The following is a 16,114-nucleotide window of genomic DNA, read 5'->3' on the forward strand; positions in this document are numbered from 1 at the left end:
TTCCGCCGCCCGCTCCTTACCCCAGGATCGGCATCCACAGCGGCTGCCCCGCCACGCTCTGCGACCCGCGCAGCCGCTCCAGCGCCTGTGCGACACAGCGCTCCGGCCCCTCATGCGTCACGATCGCGACCAACACGCGGTCATCCACCGTCGCCCCACGCTGGATCAGGCTTTCGATCGACACGCCCGCATCACGCATCGCCGCGGCGATCTCGGCCAGTACGCCGACCCGGTCCTCGACCGTGAAGCGCAGATAGGCCCGTCCGCGCCGCTCGCCGCTGTCCGCCGGCTTCGCGTCGGTCAGCACCGCCGCCGGCATCGCGAACGGCGGCCCGAACTCGCCGCGCGCGATATCGATCAGGTCCGCCACCACCGCGCTCGCGGTCGGCCCCTCGCCCGCTCCCGGCCCCTGGAACAACAGCCGGCCGACGAAATTGCCCTCCGCCACGACCGCATTGGTCGATCCGGTAACATGCGCCAGCGGATGGTCGAACGGCACCAGATGCGGGTGCACCCGCTGGAACAGCCCGTTCGGACCAGACTCCGCCAGCCCGACTAGCCGCACCCGGTGGCCCAGCGCCGCCGCCTCGGCGATGTCGGCGCCCAGCACATGGCGGATGCCCTGCGTCAGGACACCGCCGAACGCCGGCCGGGTGCCGAAAGCGATGCTCGCCAGGATCGACAGCTTGTGCGCGGCATCGATGCCGTCGATGTCGAACGTCGGATCGGATTCGGCAAAGCCCAGCGCCTGCGCCTCCGCCAGCACCTCGGCGAAGTCGCGGCCTTCGGCCTCCATCTTGGACAGGATGAAATTGCAGGTGCCGTTCAGGATGCCATAGACGCGGCCGATCTCGTTGGCCGCCGCGCCCTCGCGCAGCCCCTTGATGACCGGAATGCCGCCCGCCACCGCCGCCTCGAACTTCAGTGGACAGCCGGCCTTCTCCGCCGCCTCGGCCAGCTCCAGCCCGTGATGCGCCAGCATCGCCTTGTTCGCGGTGACGAAGCCACGCCCCGCCGCCAGCGTCGCCCGCGCCAGCGTCAGCGCAGGACCATCCGATCCACCGATCAGTTCCGCCACGACATCGACGTCCGGATGCGCCGCCAGTGCGGAGGTGTCGTCCACCCATTCGAAGCGCGACAGGTCGATCCCGCGATCGCGCGTCCGGTCGCGCGCGGATATCGCAACGACATCGATCGGCCGGCCGGCCCGCCGCGCGATCAGGTCGCGATTGGCGTCCAGCACGCGGATCACCCCGCCGCCCACCGTGCCCAGTCCCGCCAACGCCACCCGCAACGCTTTTGCCATCGTCATGAATTCCTGATCTTGATGGCCAGCGACTAGGCGAGCCGGCCGGCTTTGCAAAGCACCGGCGTTCGCGCCATGGTCGGCGCATGACCACGACCGCTACCCGGCCGATCGCCGAACTCACCGTCCGCAGCATCCTGCTCGGCGGGTTGATTACCCTGCTGTTCACCGCCGCCAACGTCTATCTTGGGCTGAAGGTCGGGTTGACCTTCGCCACCTCGATCCCCGCGGCGGTGATCTCGATGGCGATCCTGCGCTATTTGCCCGGCGCGACCATCCTGGAAAACAACATCGTCCAGACCGTCGCCTCGGCGGCCGGCACGCTGGCGGCGATCATCTTCGTGCTGCCCGGCCTGGTCATGATCGGCTGGTGGCAGGGTTTCCCGTATCTGACGACGGCGGCGATCACCGGTTTCGGCGGCATCTTGGGCGTGATGTTCTCCGTCCCCCTGCGCCGTGCCCTCGTGATCGACACGCCCCTGCCCTATCCCGAAGGCCGCGCCGCCGCCGAGGTGCTGAAGGTCGGTGCGGGCAGTCGCGAAGGCGCGGCGGAAAGCGCGCGCGGACTGTGGGTTATCGTCTGGAGCGCGCTGGTATCGGGCGGTTTCGCCATCCTGACCCAGACCAAGCTGGCGGTGGCGGAGGCGGCGCTGTGGTTCCGCGCCGGCGGTGGCGCGACCGGCATCGCCGGCGGCTTGTCGTTCGCCCTGATCGGCGCCGGGCATCTGGTCGGCCTGTCGGTCGGTCTCGCGATGTTCGCCGGTATCGTCATCGGCTGGTGGATCGTCCTGCCGATCCTGACCGCCGCCAGCCCGATGCCCGCCGCCGGCATCGCCGAATGGGCGGGCACCGTTTTTCGCAGCGACGTGCGTTTCTTCGGCGCCGGCGTGATCGGCATCGCAGCGATTTGGACGCTGCTGCGCATCATCGGCCCCGTGATCAACGGCATCCGGTCGGCACTCGCGGCGTCGCGCGCGCGGCGCGGTGGGGCGATCATCGCCGATACCGAGCGCGACCTGCCGATCGGTTTGGTCGGCCTCGTCTCGATCCTGATGATGATCCCGATCGGCCTGCTCCTCTGGTCGGTCATCGCCGGCGGGCCGCTGGCGGGGTCGGAGGCCGCGCTGATCGGCGGTGCGCTGTTGTTCATCCTGGTCATCGGCCTCGTCATCGCGGCGGTATGCGGATACATGGCGGGGCTGATCGGCGCGTCGAACAGCCCGGTGTCGGGCATCGGTATCCTCTCCGTCCTTGCCGCCAGCCTGATGCTCGTCGGCCTGTTCGGTCGCGGCACTCCGCCGGAAACGACGCAGGCGCTGGTCGCCTATGCCCTGGTCGTCACCGGCATCGTGTTCGGTGTCGCCACCATCTCCAACGACAATCTTCAGGACCTGAAGACCGGCCAACTCGTCGGCGCGACGCCGTGGAAGCAACAGGTCGCGCTTATCTTCGGCGTAATCTTCGGATCGCTGGTCGTGCCACCGGTCCTGAACCTGCTCGGCAGCACGCTGGGCTTCGTGGGGGCGCCCGGCGCTGGTCCCAATGCGCTGGCCGCCCCGCAGGCGGCGTTGATCTCCGCACTGGCGAAGGGCGTGCTGGGTGGCGACCTGAACTGGGCGATGATCGGCTGGGGCGCGCTGGCCGGCGCAATCGTGATCGTCGTCGACGAGGCACTGGGCCGGGCGGGGCGGATGCGCCTGCCGCCGCTCGGTGTCGGCCTGGGTGTCTATCTGCCGATGACGGTGACGTTGCCCGTCGTGATCGGCGCGGTCATCGGCTCCGTCTATGACCGCTGGGCGAAGCGACAGGCCGATCCGGAAGCGGCGGAGCGGATGGGCGTGTTGGCCGCGACCGGCATGATCGTCGGCGAAAGCCTGTGGGGGGTCGCCTTTGCCGGCATCGTTTATGCAACCGGAAGCGACGCGCCCTTGGCCTTGGTCGGCGATTCGTGGGCAGTGCCGGCCGCGATTGGCGGAACCGCCCTGTTCCTGATTCTCGTCGTCCTGCTTTATCGCTATGCCCAGCGGATGGTGCGCCCCGCCTGATTGTTCAGCCGATTTTCGAATAGAATTCTGTGTAGGATAATACAGTTATAAAATCTGGGACGATCACTGTCCTTTTGGTTTTAAAAATGGTGGATTAATATCTACTTCACTGCTTACGGGTCACAACAGACGGGGTTGAGAGACGGGGTCCGGCGCGGCGATGGGCATTACCAGTTACGAAATGTCACCGCATCCGGCCAACGAGGCCCAGCGCGAGCAGGCGGTGATCCGATCCGGCGCGCTGCACGCCACCGGCCGCGCCGAATTGCAGCGCGTCGTCGATCTGGCGTGCGAGACCTTTGTGGCGCCGATGTCGTCGGTGTCGATCGTCTTTCGCGACTGGCAATATCTGATCGCAACCAAGGGTATGAAGGCGGGTGTCTATCGCCGCTCCACATCGTTCTGCGGCCACGCCATCATGGCACCCGACACGACATTCTGCGTGCCGGATGCGACGCGCGATCCACGGTTCGCAGGCAATCCCGTCGTGACCGACGGGATGGAGCTGCGCTTCTATGCGGGCGCGCCGATCATCGACGACCATGGCCTGCCGCTCGGCACGATCTGCGTCATCGATGTGGAACCTCGCGAACCTATCTCGCCGTCCGAGGCGCAATGCCTGGAAACGCTGGCGGCGGACATCATGGCGATCTTCCATCGCCATGCGCTTGTCCCGACCGGCGAACCGGTCTGAGTCGGCCGCCGGCGGGGCGGCTTCACATCTCGGCGAGTAGCTCGCTGATTGGCACGAACGCAAACCCGATCGAACTGTCGGCGATGCCGTAAGGCAGAAACAGCGAATTGCCGTGCCGGATCGCGCCGCATGAATAGACCACATTGGGGACATATCCCTCGCGATCTTGATCCTTCGCGGCCAGCAAGGGTTCCTTTGTGCGGCCAATGACCTTCGACGGATCGCGCTTGTCGAGCAGCGCGGCCCCGATGGAATATTTACGCATCGCCCCCACACCGTGCGTGAGTAGCAGCCAGCCTTCGTCCAGTTCGATCGGTGGCCCGCAATTACCGATCTGGACCAGCTCCCACGGATATTCCGGCGTCAGTATCTTGGCGCCGTCATCCCAGTGGGTCAGGTCGGCCGATTTTAGCAGAAACAGATTCTCGCCATCCGACCGGCCGATCATCATATACTGGCCGTCGATCTTGCGCGGAAACAGCGCCATGCCCTTGTTACGGCTGGCAGCGCCCGTCATCGGCACCAGATCGAATGCACGGAAGTCGCGGGTTCGCATCAACTCCGACTGAATCTGCGAACCGTTATAGGCAGTGTAGGTGCCGATCCATTCCCACGAACCGTCGTCGTGTTGGAAATGGACGATACGCAAATCCTCCAGCCCCTTGGATTGGGCGGCGGTCATCGGGAAGATCACTGTACCCGACAGCGTCGAATCGCGGTGGCGATGGACGGTGATCGGCCCTTCGGGCATCGATTCCAGATCGCTGCCAACGGCATCGGTGGCGGTGGCGAAGGGTGGCTCGGGCGCCAGCTTCATTTCCTGGTGATCGGTGATGATCCCCTCACGGAAGGCCACTGACGAAATGTGCCCCTCACCCACCGCCCGCATCGACATCAGAATGCGCAGCGATCCCGGCGGCATGCCCGACTGGTCGAAATGCGGCACTGCGCTAGGGTTCATCAGCGCGGCCGCAGCGTAACTATACTCGTGACAGAAATACGCGCCGATCAGCTGGCGCTTCTCATCGCCGATATGCGCGCCGTCCAGCTCCAGCAGATCCTCGATCTCGTCGTACCGGGTCATGAACACGCGGCGCGTCTGCCAGTGACGCGCCTCGAAATCCTTCAGCACCACTTCGAGCTGCTCGCGCGCCTGAGCGGGCGTCATGCCCAGCACTTCCGCCACCAGTCGCTCGGTCCGGTTCGGGGTTGCGCCCTTCCCGCCCCAGGCGATGTGAAAGGGGCGCACCACGACGCGCGATGGATCGGCGTGCAACCGAAGCTCGTGAGTGAACAGATTCATCGCAAAAAGACGGCCTCGCTCGTGATCTTCGGCACGCCGATGCGAGCGGGGCTACGCGACGGCGCGGGTTTCTCCTGCCACGGGGACGGCCTCTTGCGAAAGCCTAGAAATGGCACAATTCGCCAATTGCAGCGCAAGGATCGATTCCGCACCCTGATTTCGATTGAGGCCGGTCGGCATCAAGCCATCGAAACAACCCCCGTCGTTCGGGCTGGCCAATGGCAGGTCAAGGTCGTTCATTCCCAGGAACCAGCCATAGGCCCGCTTGGCTTCCTTCATCCAGCGCTCGTCGCCCGTTGCCTCGAACGCCGCCAGACAGGCATCGACCGTCGCCTGCGCCTCAAGGGGTTGCTGGTCGAACTGAAGCGGTTCGCCGTATGGCCGATGGAAACTTTCCGTCCCCACCGCACGGAAACGGCCCTCTGGCGACGTCTGCGTCGTACAGATCCATTCCAGTGTCGACAGACCGCACTGCACCAGATCGTCGCGCCCCAATGCCCGTCCCGCCCGGATCAACGCCTCAGGCAAACGCGCGTTGTCATAGGCCAGTACAATCTCGAACCACTGCCATTCCGGCCGACGCGTGCCGGCGAGCATTTCGAGATGCATGTCGGGAAAGCGTTGTAGGATCGACCGCGACAATTCATGTCCCGGCCGCGCTTCCAGCATCGCTGCAGCGCCGAGCATCGCAAACGCCTGAGCGCGCAATGACCCCAGGTCGAAGGCGATACTGGCAGTGATGTCGAACATCGCCCCGGCCCAGTCGCGATGCTTCTGTTCCAATGCATCGCGGGCAGTCACGCCAAGCGCCCACAGCGTCCGGCCGTTGGAATCCTCCGATCCTTCATCCTCGCACCATGTCCGGTCGAAATTCATGAAGTTACGGAAGCGGCGCTTATCGGGATTCCAGGCATATTGAAGAAACGATCCGTAGATCGTCATCCATTTGTCGCGCCGTTCGGCATCCAAATCGGCCATCGCACTGACGAGCATCAGCGCGCGAGCATTGTCATCGATGCAATAGCCGTGACGGCGATCCGGGATCGAATAGATCGAATGCTGCAACATGCCCGTCGAATCGCTCATCCGCTCGACCGCCGAAAAATCAGGGGTCAGCGGCTTCACGTTGGGGGCTGGCTTGGCGATCCGTCGCGGGCGAGCGGCCACCGCCGCCTCGGTCTCTTCCATGGTCGCTTCGGCCAGTCGCGGCCAGATCATGGTACGGCCACGTGCATAGGCGCGCTCCGACAAGCGCCGGCGGTCGCCATCGTTGGACAACAGCGCATCGATCTCATGCGCAAAGGCAGCCACATCGCCGAAATCAACCAATACGCCGTGACGGTCGGCCAAAATTTCGGTCGCATGGACATAAGGTGTCGACACCACCGGCTTGCCGACGCCGATGGCATAGGACAGCGTGCCGCTCGTGATCTGGGCGGGGTTGGTGTAAGGCGTGACGTAGATGTCCGCGGCCTGCAGATAATCGATCAACTCGTCATGCTCCAGAAAAGCATCGACGAATTCGACGTTGGCGGCGACGCCCTTTTCCTCGGCCAGCGCCTTCAGCCGGTCACGATATTTCTCGCCCTCGTGCGCCACCAGGTTCGGGTGCGTGGCGCCCAGCACGACGTAGAGCAGGTTGGGATGATGCTCCACCGCCTTGGGTAGGGCCGCGATGATCGTCTCGATACCCTTGTTCGGCGCGAGCAGCCCGAACGTCAGCACCACCGGCCGCCCGGCCCAGCCGAAGTTTGCCTTAACATCGGCGGGATCGACCAGCGCACGATCAGGCACACCGTGCGGGATCATCACCACCTGACGCAGATTGGCGCCATAGACGCGTTGCAGGATGTCGCGCCCCCGCTCAGCCATCACGATGATTTTCGCCGCGCGGCGCAATAGTCCTTCCAACACGCGACGCTCATCTGCGCTCGGCTTTTCCAGCACGGTGTGCAGTGTCACGATCACCGGTAACGTCGTCCGGTCGAGCAGCGCGAGAATGTGCTCCCCCGCAGGGCCGCCATAGATGCCATATTCGTGCTGCAGCCAGATGGCCTTCGCCCCGCTAGCCTCGATCTTGCGAGCGGTATCGAAATAGGCCGACAGGTCATTCTGCGGGATCGTGCCGACGACCGCTTCGGGATAGTCGTACTTACCCGGATGATCGTCCATCGCGTACACATCGACGCGAGTATCGGGAAAACGGTGGCGGACCGCCGTGTAGACGTCGGTGGTGAACGTCGCGAGGCCACACTGGCGCGGCAGAAAATTACCGATCAGCGCCAGATGATTGATTGCCGTCGCGTTCGTCGCTTCCGCCATCTTTAGTCCTCTAAATGAGCGTGGTCACAGCACTCCCGGAAACTGCACCATAAGCGTAAACCGTTCATCTGGCGGAAAGTTGCATGGACATGGTGCGTCGCAATAAGAATTACCGTTGCGATTGTGGAGGTTAGCCACGCCCGCGATACGGTGCGACGCCCTGATCGGGCAGCCACAGGTTGGCCGGCGCAATTCCCGACTGCCAGAAGACATCGATCGGGATGCCGCCGCGTGGATACCAATACCCGCCGATCCGCAGCCAGCGCGGCTGCATCTCCTCGAACAGCCGCTCGCCGATGCCCACGGTGCAATCCTCGTGGAAGCCGGCGTGATTGCGGAAACTGCCGAGAAACAGCTTCAGCGACTTGGATTCGACGATCGTCTTGCCCGGCGCATAATCAATTACGAGGTGCGCGAAATCCGGCTGCCCCGTCACCGGACACAGCGACGTGAATTCGGGGGCGGCGAAGCGCACCAGATAGGTGCTGCCGGGCCGGGGATTGGGAACATAATCGAGCACCGCCTCTTCCGGTGTAGCGGGAAGCGCGCTGGTCTGGCCAAGATGCATGGGTGTCATGCGCGACCATGTAGGAGATCGACGGCTCGATGAAAACGCTGATCCCGGTGCTGGGCGATCAACTGACGATGACACTGTCTTCGCTGAACGACGCGAACCCCGCCGATACCCTCGTCCTGATGATGGAGGTCGCCGACGAGACGACCTATGTCCGCCACCACAAGCGCAAGATCGCCTATATCCTGTCCGCCATGCGCCACCACGCCGATGCGTTGCGTGATGCCGGCTGGACGGTCGATTACGTCACGCTCGACGATCCCGACAACAGCGGCAGCTTCACCGGCGAGATCGCCCGCGCCGTTTCCCGCCACGCCCCCGACCGCATCGTCGTGACCGAGGCGGGAGAGTGGCGCGTCGCCGCGATGATCGATGCCTGGGAGACGCTGTTCGGCATCCCCGTCGACATCCGCCCCGACACCCGCTTCGTCGCCACCCATGCCGAATTCGACGATTGGGCGAACGACGGCCGCGTCGAACTGACGATGGAGTGGTTCTACCGCGTCATGCGCCGCAAGACCGGGCTGCTGATGGACGGCGACAAGCCCGCCGGCGATCGCTGGAACTTCGACAAGGACAATCGCAAGCCGGCCAAGGCGGACCTGCTGATGCCCGGCCCGCTATCGTTCCCGCCCGACGCGACGACACGAGCGGTGCTCGATCTCGTCGCCGCCCGCTTCGCGGATCATCCCGGCAGTCTCCACGCATTCGATTATGCCGTCACCGCCGTCGATGCCGAGCGACAGGCCGCCGCGTTCTTCGCCAACGCCCTGCCGCAGTTCGGCGATTACGAGGATGCGATGCTCACCGGCGAGCGGCATCTCTGGCATTCGATCCTCAGCCCCTACATCAACTCCGGCCTGCTCGATCCGCTCGACCTGTGCCGCCGGGCGGAGGCCGAATACCGCGCCGGCCGCGCACCGCTCAATTCGGTTGAGGGTTATGTCCGCCAGATCATCGGCTGGCGCGAATTCATGCGCGGCATCTATTGGCGGGAGGGGCCAGATTATGTGAATCGTAACGCGCTCGACCATCACCGACCGCTCCCCGGCTGGTACTGGACGGGCGACACCGACATGCATTGTCTGGCGGAGGCGATCGGCCAGACGCTCGACACCGCGCACGCACATCATATCCAGCGGCTGATGGTGACGGGCAATTTCGCGCTGCTGATCGGCGCGGACCCGAAGCAGGTCCATGAATGGTATCTGGAGGTCTATATCGACGCCTATGAATGGGTCGAGCTGCCCAATACATTGGGCATGAGCCAGTTCGGCGATGGCGGCCTTGTCGGTTCCAAACCCTATATTTCGTCGGGCGCCTATATCGATCGCATGTCCGATTATTGCGGGCAGTGTCGGTACAACGTGAAGAAGCGGATCGGCGACGATGCCTGCCCCTTCAACGCGCTCTACTGGGATTTTATCGCCCGTCACGAGGATACGCTCGGCCGCAACCGCCGCATGGCGATGCCCTACCGCACCTGGGCGAAGCAGCCCGAGGAGGCCAAGGCCGACACCCGCGCACAGGCCGCCCGTTTTCTCAGCCGGCTCGACGCCAGCGGAGACGCTGGTTACTGACCATGACCATGGACTCGCTGGTAACCACCGACTGGCTCGCCGAGGCACTTGGCGCGCCCGATCTGATCGTCGTCGATGCGACGTTGCTCGACGCATCGCTCGGCCGCGATGCACGGGCGGAGTTCGAGGCCGGGCATATCCCGGGCACTGTCTTCCTCGACCTCGCTATCCTGCGCGATACCGCGTCGTCCCTGCCCAACATGCTGCCCGACGCGGCAAAGGTCGCAGCGCATCTGTCAGCACTTGGCATCGGCGACGGCAAGCGCATCGTCCTTTACGACGCATCGCCATGGCGGACCGCTGCGCGGGCGTGGTGGCTGATCCGCAGCTATGGCATCGGCGACGTGGCGATCCTCGATGGCGGCATCGCCAAATGGCGCGCAGAGCACCACCCGCTTGCCATCGGCTCCGCCACCCCTACGCCGCATCCCGCAACGCCGTCGTTCAACGAGGCCCGACTGCGCGACATGGCGCAGGTCCGCGCCAATCTGGCGAGCGGCGCCGAACAACTGATCGACGCCCGCTCGCCTGCGCGTTTCACCGGCGATGAAGGCGATCCGCACGGCGCTGCGCCCGGTCATATCCCCGGATCGCGCAACATCACATACGGTCGCCTATTTACCGCCGATGGCACGTGGAAACAGGGCGATGCGCTCGCCGTGGAATTCGCCGATCTGGATCTCGACGCCCCCATCGTCGCCACCTGCGGCTCCGGTGTCACCGCCGCGGTGCTTGCGTTTGGCGTACATCTGCTCGGCCGCGAGGCCGCGATCTATGACGGCAGCTGGTCCGAATGGGGCCGCGATCCCTCCACCCCAAAGGCGACCGGCACCGCATGAGCAACGATTCCCGTTCCGACAAACCCGCCACGCAGGTCGTGCAGGCCGGTCGCCGTCCCGAATGGACCGCCGGCATCGTCAACACGCCGGTCTGGCGGGCGTCGACTATCCTGTACGATTCGGTCGCGCATCTGCGCGAGTCCGCCGGCCGCGATACGCATCACCGCCTGTTCTACGGCCGGCGCGGCACGCCGACGCAATGGTCGCTTGCCGATGCGCTGACCGAGTTGGAGCCGGGCGCAGAGGGCACCTTCCTCTATCCCTCCGGCGTCGCCGCGATTGCCGCCGCGCTGCTCGCGATCCTGTCACCGGGTGACGAGCTGTTGCTGGTCGACAGCGCCTATGATCCCACCCGTGGGCTCGCCACCGGGCTGCTCAAGCGTTTCGGCATCACCACCCGCTTCTACGATCCGATGATCGGCGCCGGCATCGCCGACCTGATCGGGCCGAACACGCGCGCGATCTTCATGGAAAGTCCCGGCAGCCTGACCTTCGAGGTACAGGACATCCCCGCCATCGTCGCGGTCGCGAAGGCGCACGACATCGCGACCCTGCTCGACAACACCTGGGCGACGCCGCTGCTGCTGCCCGCCATCGCGCTCGGCATCGATTACACGATCCTCGCCTGCACCAAGTATATCGTCGGTCATTCCGACGTCATGCTCGGCTCCGTCACCGCCGGCCCCGGCCGCTTCGCCGCCTTGCGCGACACCAGTTTCCAACTCGGCCAGCACGTCTCCCCCGACGATGCGTGGCTCGGCAGCCGTGGCCTGCGCACGATGGCGATCCGCCTGAAACAACATGGCGAAAGCGCGCTGAAGATCGCGCATTGGCTGAAGGGCCGGCCGGAGATCGCAACCGTCCTCCACCCCGCCCTGCCCGACTGCCCCGGCCACGACGTCTTCGTTCGCGATTTCCGCGGCCCCGCCGGCCTGTTCTCGTTCGTTCTAAACGGCGGCGACGAGGCCGAGCGTGCCGCCCTGATCGACGGGCTCGCTCATTTCGGCATCGGCTATAGCTGGGGCGGTTATGAAAGCCTTGCCATTCCCGTCGATCCGCATCGCCACCGCAGCGTCAACCGCCGCGAACACGCCGGGCCGATGATCCGTCTGCAGATCGGGCTGGAGGATGCCGACGACCTGATCGCCGATCTCGACCGCGGCCTTGCCCGCTTTGCCGCCGCGCGGGGATGACGCCACCGCCGGTCCTTGCCACGGGGGGCGCGAACCCCTTTGCCGTCTGGTGGCATTCCACCGGCTTCGACACGCCTGACCGCGCCGACCTGACCGAGGTGGCGATCGCCGGCGGCTTCGTGCTGCTGTGCCTCGTCGCGGGCGTCATGGCCGGTCGCCACCTCGGCCCCGTCATCGCCCGCTGGTGGAAGGACCATGTCGGCGGCCATCACGAGCCCGCTTGGGGAGAGGGCGTCGCTCCGCATTTGTGCGCGATCGTCCGCCACGGTACTGCGGCACTGCTGCTGGAACTGCTGCTTGCGGTCTATCCATGGGGATCATTCGCCGCGTTGCCGGTTGGCATCGCGCTCGGCAGTGCCGCCGCACTCACCGCGCACCAGATTTTGCGCGGCCTGGGCCTGCCGCGCTGGATCGGCTGGTCGGTCGCGCTGATCGCGTTCGTTGCGCTGCTTAGCCAGGCGGTCGGAGGACTCGATCCGATCACCGCCGTGCTGGAGCGGATCGGCATCAACATCGGCCGTCGTCGCCTGTCCTTGCTCAGCGTCATCACCATGATGCTGACCATCGTGGTGCTGTTCGCCGTCGTCCGCTTGGCCAACCGCATCATCGCCCACTGGATCACCCGCACCGGCAGCCTGGACGCCACGCAGAAACTGCTCGCGCAGAAGCTGATCGGCATCGTCGTCATCATCGCCGCGTTCTTCTTCGGCATTGACTTGCTCGGCATTGATCTTACGACCTTCGCAGTCTTTTCCGGCGCACTCGGCCTGGCGGTCGGGTTCGGCCTGCAAAAGACCGTGGGTAACCTGATCGCCGGCATCATCCTGCTGATGGACCGGTCGATCAAGCCGGGTGACGTCATCGTCGTCGGGCAGGAAGCCGGCCGCGTGAACCGGATCGGCGTCCGCGCCGTCTCGATCATCACCCGCGACGGCAAGGAACACCTGATCCCGAACGAGAACCTGATGACGCAGGAGGTGGAGAACTGGTCCTTCTCCGACCGCAACGTCCGCGTCCGCATTCCCGTCGGCGTCCCCTACGAATGCGATCTGCGGGTCGCCCAGCAACTGATGTTGCAGGCCGCGCGCGAATCCCCGCGCGTGCTGAACAGCCCCAAACCCAATGTCTGGCTGACATCGTACGGCGACTATGCCGTCGAACACGAAATCCTCGCCTGGATCAGCGACCCCGAGGGTGGCGTCGGCAATGTCCGTTCCGACGTGCTGAACCGGTTGTGGTGGCTGTTGAAGGACAACGACATCGACATCCCCGTCCCCCGCCGGGATATCCGGATCATTGACCGGACGACGACCCATCGCGACGGGTTCAGCGATCAGGCAGGATGATCTTGTTCACCGTCAGGAAAAGAATTTTCAAGTCCAGCAACAGTGAGTAATTGGCGATATATTCGAGATCGTCGGCCTGCATGTCCAGCGCCCCGACGTTCTTCCGCCGAGCCCGGACCTGCCACAGGCCGGTGATGCCTGGCCGCATCACCGCACGGGCGGCGGCGAATTGCGGAAATGGATCGAGCATCGACAGCGCCAGCGGGCGAGGGCCGATAAGGCTCATTTCGCCCCGGATGACGTTTACGATCTGCGGCAATTCGTCGATACTGAGCAACCGGAGCCAATGCCCCAGCCGGGTGATCCGCGGATCGCGGGCGTGCAGCAGGGGGCGGCCATCCTCTCCAACCATGGCGAGGCCGCTGCGGCGCATTACCGCGTCCTGGTCCTGACGCATCGACCGAAATTTCAGGCAAGGAAACCGCCTGTTGTTCAGCCCGTATCGCTCTCCAGCATAGATCGCATTACCCCGCGACGTCATCCGCACCGCAACGGCGACCATCATCAGGAACGGCGCCAGCGCGATCAGCAGGACGACCCCGGCAATAACGTCGATTACCCGCTTAGCCACCAGTTGCCTTCGCAACGCGGCCGAGGCGGATACGCGTTCATGATAATCCCCTGATTGATGCGGCTGCGCGATGGGCAGGTTGACGACCGGCGGCGTCAATTGACCATTTCCGGCGTGACATAGGTAGTCTCCGCGGTACCGTGCAGCACCCGGTCGACCGCCTCCACGCCCTGCATGAAGGGGTGGTCCATGTTCGACACCTCGTACTTCCACCCGCCGAACCGCCCCCGACTGAAGATGCGCCGCTTCTCCAGCAGGCCATGCACCGCCCCTAGCAGATGATCCCGCCGAAAGAACGGAACGGGATAGCCGTGCTCCATACTATGCTGCCACAACGATACGATCTTCGCCCCTACCGGGATGATGCCGATCTGCCGCAGATGGCCCTCGATCCGCCCGGCCGCCTGACCAACGTCGTAATTCAGGCCGTCATTGTGACTGATCTCGCACAATATCGACCAGTGGTCGGCATCTGGTACGTTCCGATCGGACAGGCTGGCCGGGAACGAGAGCCGCCAGCAGGGGATGTCTGGATCGGGCAAGTGGAACGAGTGCACACCCGTCAACCACGCCGGCGGTGCGCCTTCGATACCGAAGCCGACGAACGACGCGCTGGCATAATGAAATGGCGGCAGATCAGGCGTCGTCTCCAACCCACACACCGTCATCAGCAGATCGAGCGGCATACTCGATATCAGACTGCCGTAAGAAAGCGTCCCGCCATCGGCGAACCACAATCGCCGACCTTCGGTATCGATCCGCACCACCTCTGCGCCCGTGCGCACCCGCGTCGCCGGCAGTTGATCCGACAGCGTCCGCCAGATGGCACCGGTGCCGCCTCCGCGTGGATAAGGAATGGTTGTCGTATCGTCCCAGCCGACATGGTCCTGCCCGGTGAAGATGCTGCGAACGACCTTGCGCAGCGATACGTCGGCGACGTTGGCTACCTTTGAACCGCTCCGTTGATGTGTCCACTGGCTGCTCATCGCCGCCGGCGCGATAGACCACATTTTCTGATTGATCGGCTCCATCACATGTCGGGCTAGTCCACGCCCAAAACGTTGGCGGAGATGGTCGGCGAGCCCCCGATCCTCATGCCGCCCGCCGCGCCGAAAGCCATTTGACACTCGCGCCGCCGCCAATCCCGCAAACGCGGAGGCCAGCTTGCGTTTCCCGAGGTGATGGATGTTCTGTTGCACCGGATACGGGATCAGCTTGCCGTCATAAAACACACCACGCACCGGCACCGATCTGTCCCAGCCATCCACCAGCGTGTCGACCAGCTCGCCAAACGTCGCGTAATTCGCATGTGGATAGAGGATGTGGCCGCCGAAATCGAAGACGAAGCCCTCGGGTGTCGTCACCGATCGCGAGCTACCTCCCAGTTCGCCCTTTTCGACCAGCAGATAACTTGGCGCGCCCGATACGGTCGCGGATTGCTCAAGCCGCCATGCGGCGCCCAGCCCGCACGGCCCGCCGCTGATGATCGCCACGTCGACGTAATCCGGCATATCAGGCATGGATGTAGGGGCGTTCTGCGGAAGCATCGACATATGTCCGTTCGGTCAGCGTTTGATCGGTGAAACGATCGTCGGAAATCGCCGGGAAATGGCAAGGATCGTGCCTTACCGCAGCAAAAGCTTCGCATGGTCGCCCGACATGACGCGGCCATGCCCGGTAAGCCCCCACCGCCTTTGCCCATTCGATATACGACCGCCGCTGCATTTGGCTGCGATGACAATCCAGCGCGGCGATCTTGGTGGCCCAGCCCGCCGTGCAGTCTACCGTCATCGTCGGCGCGAACAGCGTGGACGATGGTCCTTCGTAATAGAAGAGGTTGCCCACATCGCGACAGGCGGACACCGTGGCCTGCGACGTAATAATATGGTCCTGATGGGTATCTGCGGGCGAATGGGTCAGCACCATATCGGGACAAATCTCATCAACCATCGATGCGATGCAATCGATCGCCTGCGGCAGTGCGATATGCCCGTCCGGCAGATAACCGAACGTCACCTCGAACCCGCAAAGCCGCGCCGCTGCCCGTTCTTCATTCTCCCGCGCAACCCGGTCGCCGCCAAGCGCACCCGATGTCAGGGTCAACAGACGCACCTGATGTCCCTGCTGCCGCAATTGGAGCAGATATGCCCCCGCCCCAAGAAAGATATCATCAGGATGCGCGCCGATTGCCAGTATCCGGCAGCGCTTGTTATCAAATAATCGCATGTCGACGCCCCCCGCCTGATTTCCAGCCGTGGCGTGCGGAAATTACTGAATCAATAGTCAAATACGGCAGGCTTCCCATCGATCAAAAACTGTCCCATTTTTGAAAAATAGCCGA

The 16,114-nt window shown here is 64.3% G+C and carries 13 protein-coding genes; 6 read left to right on the forward strand and 7 right to left on the reverse strand.

All coding sequences use genetic code 11. From position 1 onward, the window contains the following. Window positions 1-16: 16 nt before the first annotated feature. Window positions 17-1,306, reverse strand: a complete 1,290-nt coding sequence (locus tag ASG67_RS14600) for a homoserine dehydrogenase (protein ID WP_056531933.1) — start codon at window positions 1,304-1,306, stop codon at window positions 17-19. Between the two features lie 86 nt (window positions 1,307-1,392). Between ASG67_RS14600 and ASG67_RS14605 the strand changes: the two genes are divergently transcribed. Then, a complete protein-coding gene (locus ASG67_RS14605; protein WP_056531642.1) occupies window positions 1,393-3,351 on the forward strand; it encodes an OPT family oligopeptide transporter in 1,959 nt (652 codons plus the stop codon). Window positions 3,352-3,511: 160 nt separating this feature from the next. After that, the gene (locus tag ASG67_RS14610) at window positions 3,512-4,045 is read left to right on the forward strand and encodes a GAF domain-containing protein (protein ID WP_082543558.1); all 534 of its coding nucleotides are present in this window, start codon (window positions 3,512-3,514) and stop codon (window positions 4,043-4,045) included. A 22-nt stretch (window positions 4,046-4,067) separates the two neighbouring features. On the opposite strand, the gene ASG67_RS14615 is transcribed toward ASG67_RS14610, so the two are convergent. The 3 genes from ASG67_RS14615 to queF all read right to left on the reverse strand — a co-directional run bounded on the left by ASG67_RS14615 (window position 4,068) and on the right by queF (window position 8,247). After that, window positions 4,068-5,348, reverse strand: coding sequence for a glycoside hydrolase family 130 protein (locus ASG67_RS14615; protein ID WP_056531646.1), 1,281 nt, complete (start codon window positions 5,346-5,348; stop codon window positions 4,068-4,070). A gap of 51 nt (window positions 5,349-5,399) precedes the next feature. Continuing rightward, entirely contained in the window at window positions 5,400-7,670 is a 2,271-nt protein-coding gene (locus ASG67_RS14620) for a glycosyltransferase family 4 protein (RefSeq protein ID WP_056531649.1), read from the reverse strand. 130 nt (window positions 7,671-7,800) lie between these two features. Further along, window positions 7,801-8,247: a preQ(1) synthase gene (queF, locus tag ASG67_RS14625; protein ID WP_056531651.1), complete on the reverse strand. Its 447-nt coding sequence runs from the start codon at window positions 8,245-8,247 to the stop codon at window positions 7,801-7,803. A 29-nt stretch (window positions 8,248-8,276) separates the two neighbouring features. Between queF and ASG67_RS14630 the strand changes: the two genes are divergently transcribed. Genes ASG67_RS14630 through ASG67_RS14645 form a run of 4 tightly spaced genes read left to right on the forward strand, consistent with a single transcriptional unit; the run spans window position 8,277 to window position 13,202 of the window. Then, on the forward strand, window positions 8,277-9,824 hold the full coding sequence (locus ASG67_RS14630; protein ID WP_056531652.1) for a cryptochrome/photolyase family protein: 1,548 nt from the start codon (window positions 8,277-8,279) through the stop codon (window positions 9,822-9,824). An 8-nt stretch (window positions 9,825-9,832) separates the two neighbouring features. Continuing rightward, the gene (locus ASG67_RS14635; protein WP_056531655.1) at window positions 9,833-10,663 is read left to right on the forward strand and encodes a sulfurtransferase; all 831 of its coding nucleotides are present in this window, start codon (window positions 9,833-9,835) and stop codon (window positions 10,661-10,663) included. Continuing rightward, window positions 10,660-11,856, forward strand: coding sequence for a cystathionine beta-lyase (metC, locus tag ASG67_RS14640; RefSeq protein ID WP_056531657.1), 1,197 nt, complete (start codon window positions 10,660-10,662; stop codon window positions 11,854-11,856). Before ASG67_RS14635 ends, metC begins: the two co-directional genes overlap by 4 nt. Continuing rightward, entirely contained in the window at window positions 11,853-13,202 is a 1,350-nt protein-coding gene (locus ASG67_RS14645; protein WP_235535234.1) for a mechanosensitive ion channel family protein, read from the forward strand. The genes metC and ASG67_RS14645 overlap by 4 nt, the downstream gene beginning before the upstream one ends. Here the strand turns inward: ASG67_RS14645 and ASG67_RS14650 are convergent. The 3 genes from ASG67_RS14650 to ASG67_RS14660 all read right to left on the reverse strand — a co-directional run bounded on the left by ASG67_RS14650 (window position 13,183) and on the right by ASG67_RS14660 (window position 15,999). Beyond that, window positions 13,183-13,773: a sugar transferase gene (locus tag ASG67_RS14650; protein WP_162244367.1), complete on the reverse strand. Its 591-nt coding sequence runs from the start codon at window positions 13,771-13,773 to the stop codon at window positions 13,183-13,185. The two genes, ASG67_RS14645 and ASG67_RS14650, sit on opposite strands and share 20 nt — an antisense overlap. Window positions 13,774-13,868: 95 nt before the next feature. Continuing rightward, a complete protein-coding gene (locus tag ASG67_RS19010) occupies window positions 13,869-15,293 on the reverse strand; it encodes a protoporphyrinogen/coproporphyrinogen oxidase (protein WP_162244368.1) in 1,425 nt (474 codons plus the stop codon). Beyond that, complete coding sequence (locus ASG67_RS14660; RefSeq protein WP_056531663.1) at window positions 15,286-15,999, reverse strand: PIG-L deacetylase family protein; 714 nt, start codon at window positions 15,997-15,999, stop codon at window positions 15,286-15,288. Before ASG67_RS14660 ends, ASG67_RS19010 begins: the two co-directional genes overlap by 8 nt. Between the last annotated feature and the right edge of the window lie 115 nt (window positions 16,000-16,114).

The sequence above is a fragment of the Sphingomonas sp. Leaf339 genome, assembly GCF_001426195.1.
Taxonomy (GTDB): domain Bacteria; phylum Pseudomonadota; class Alphaproteobacteria; order Sphingomonadales; family Sphingomonadaceae; genus Sphingomonas.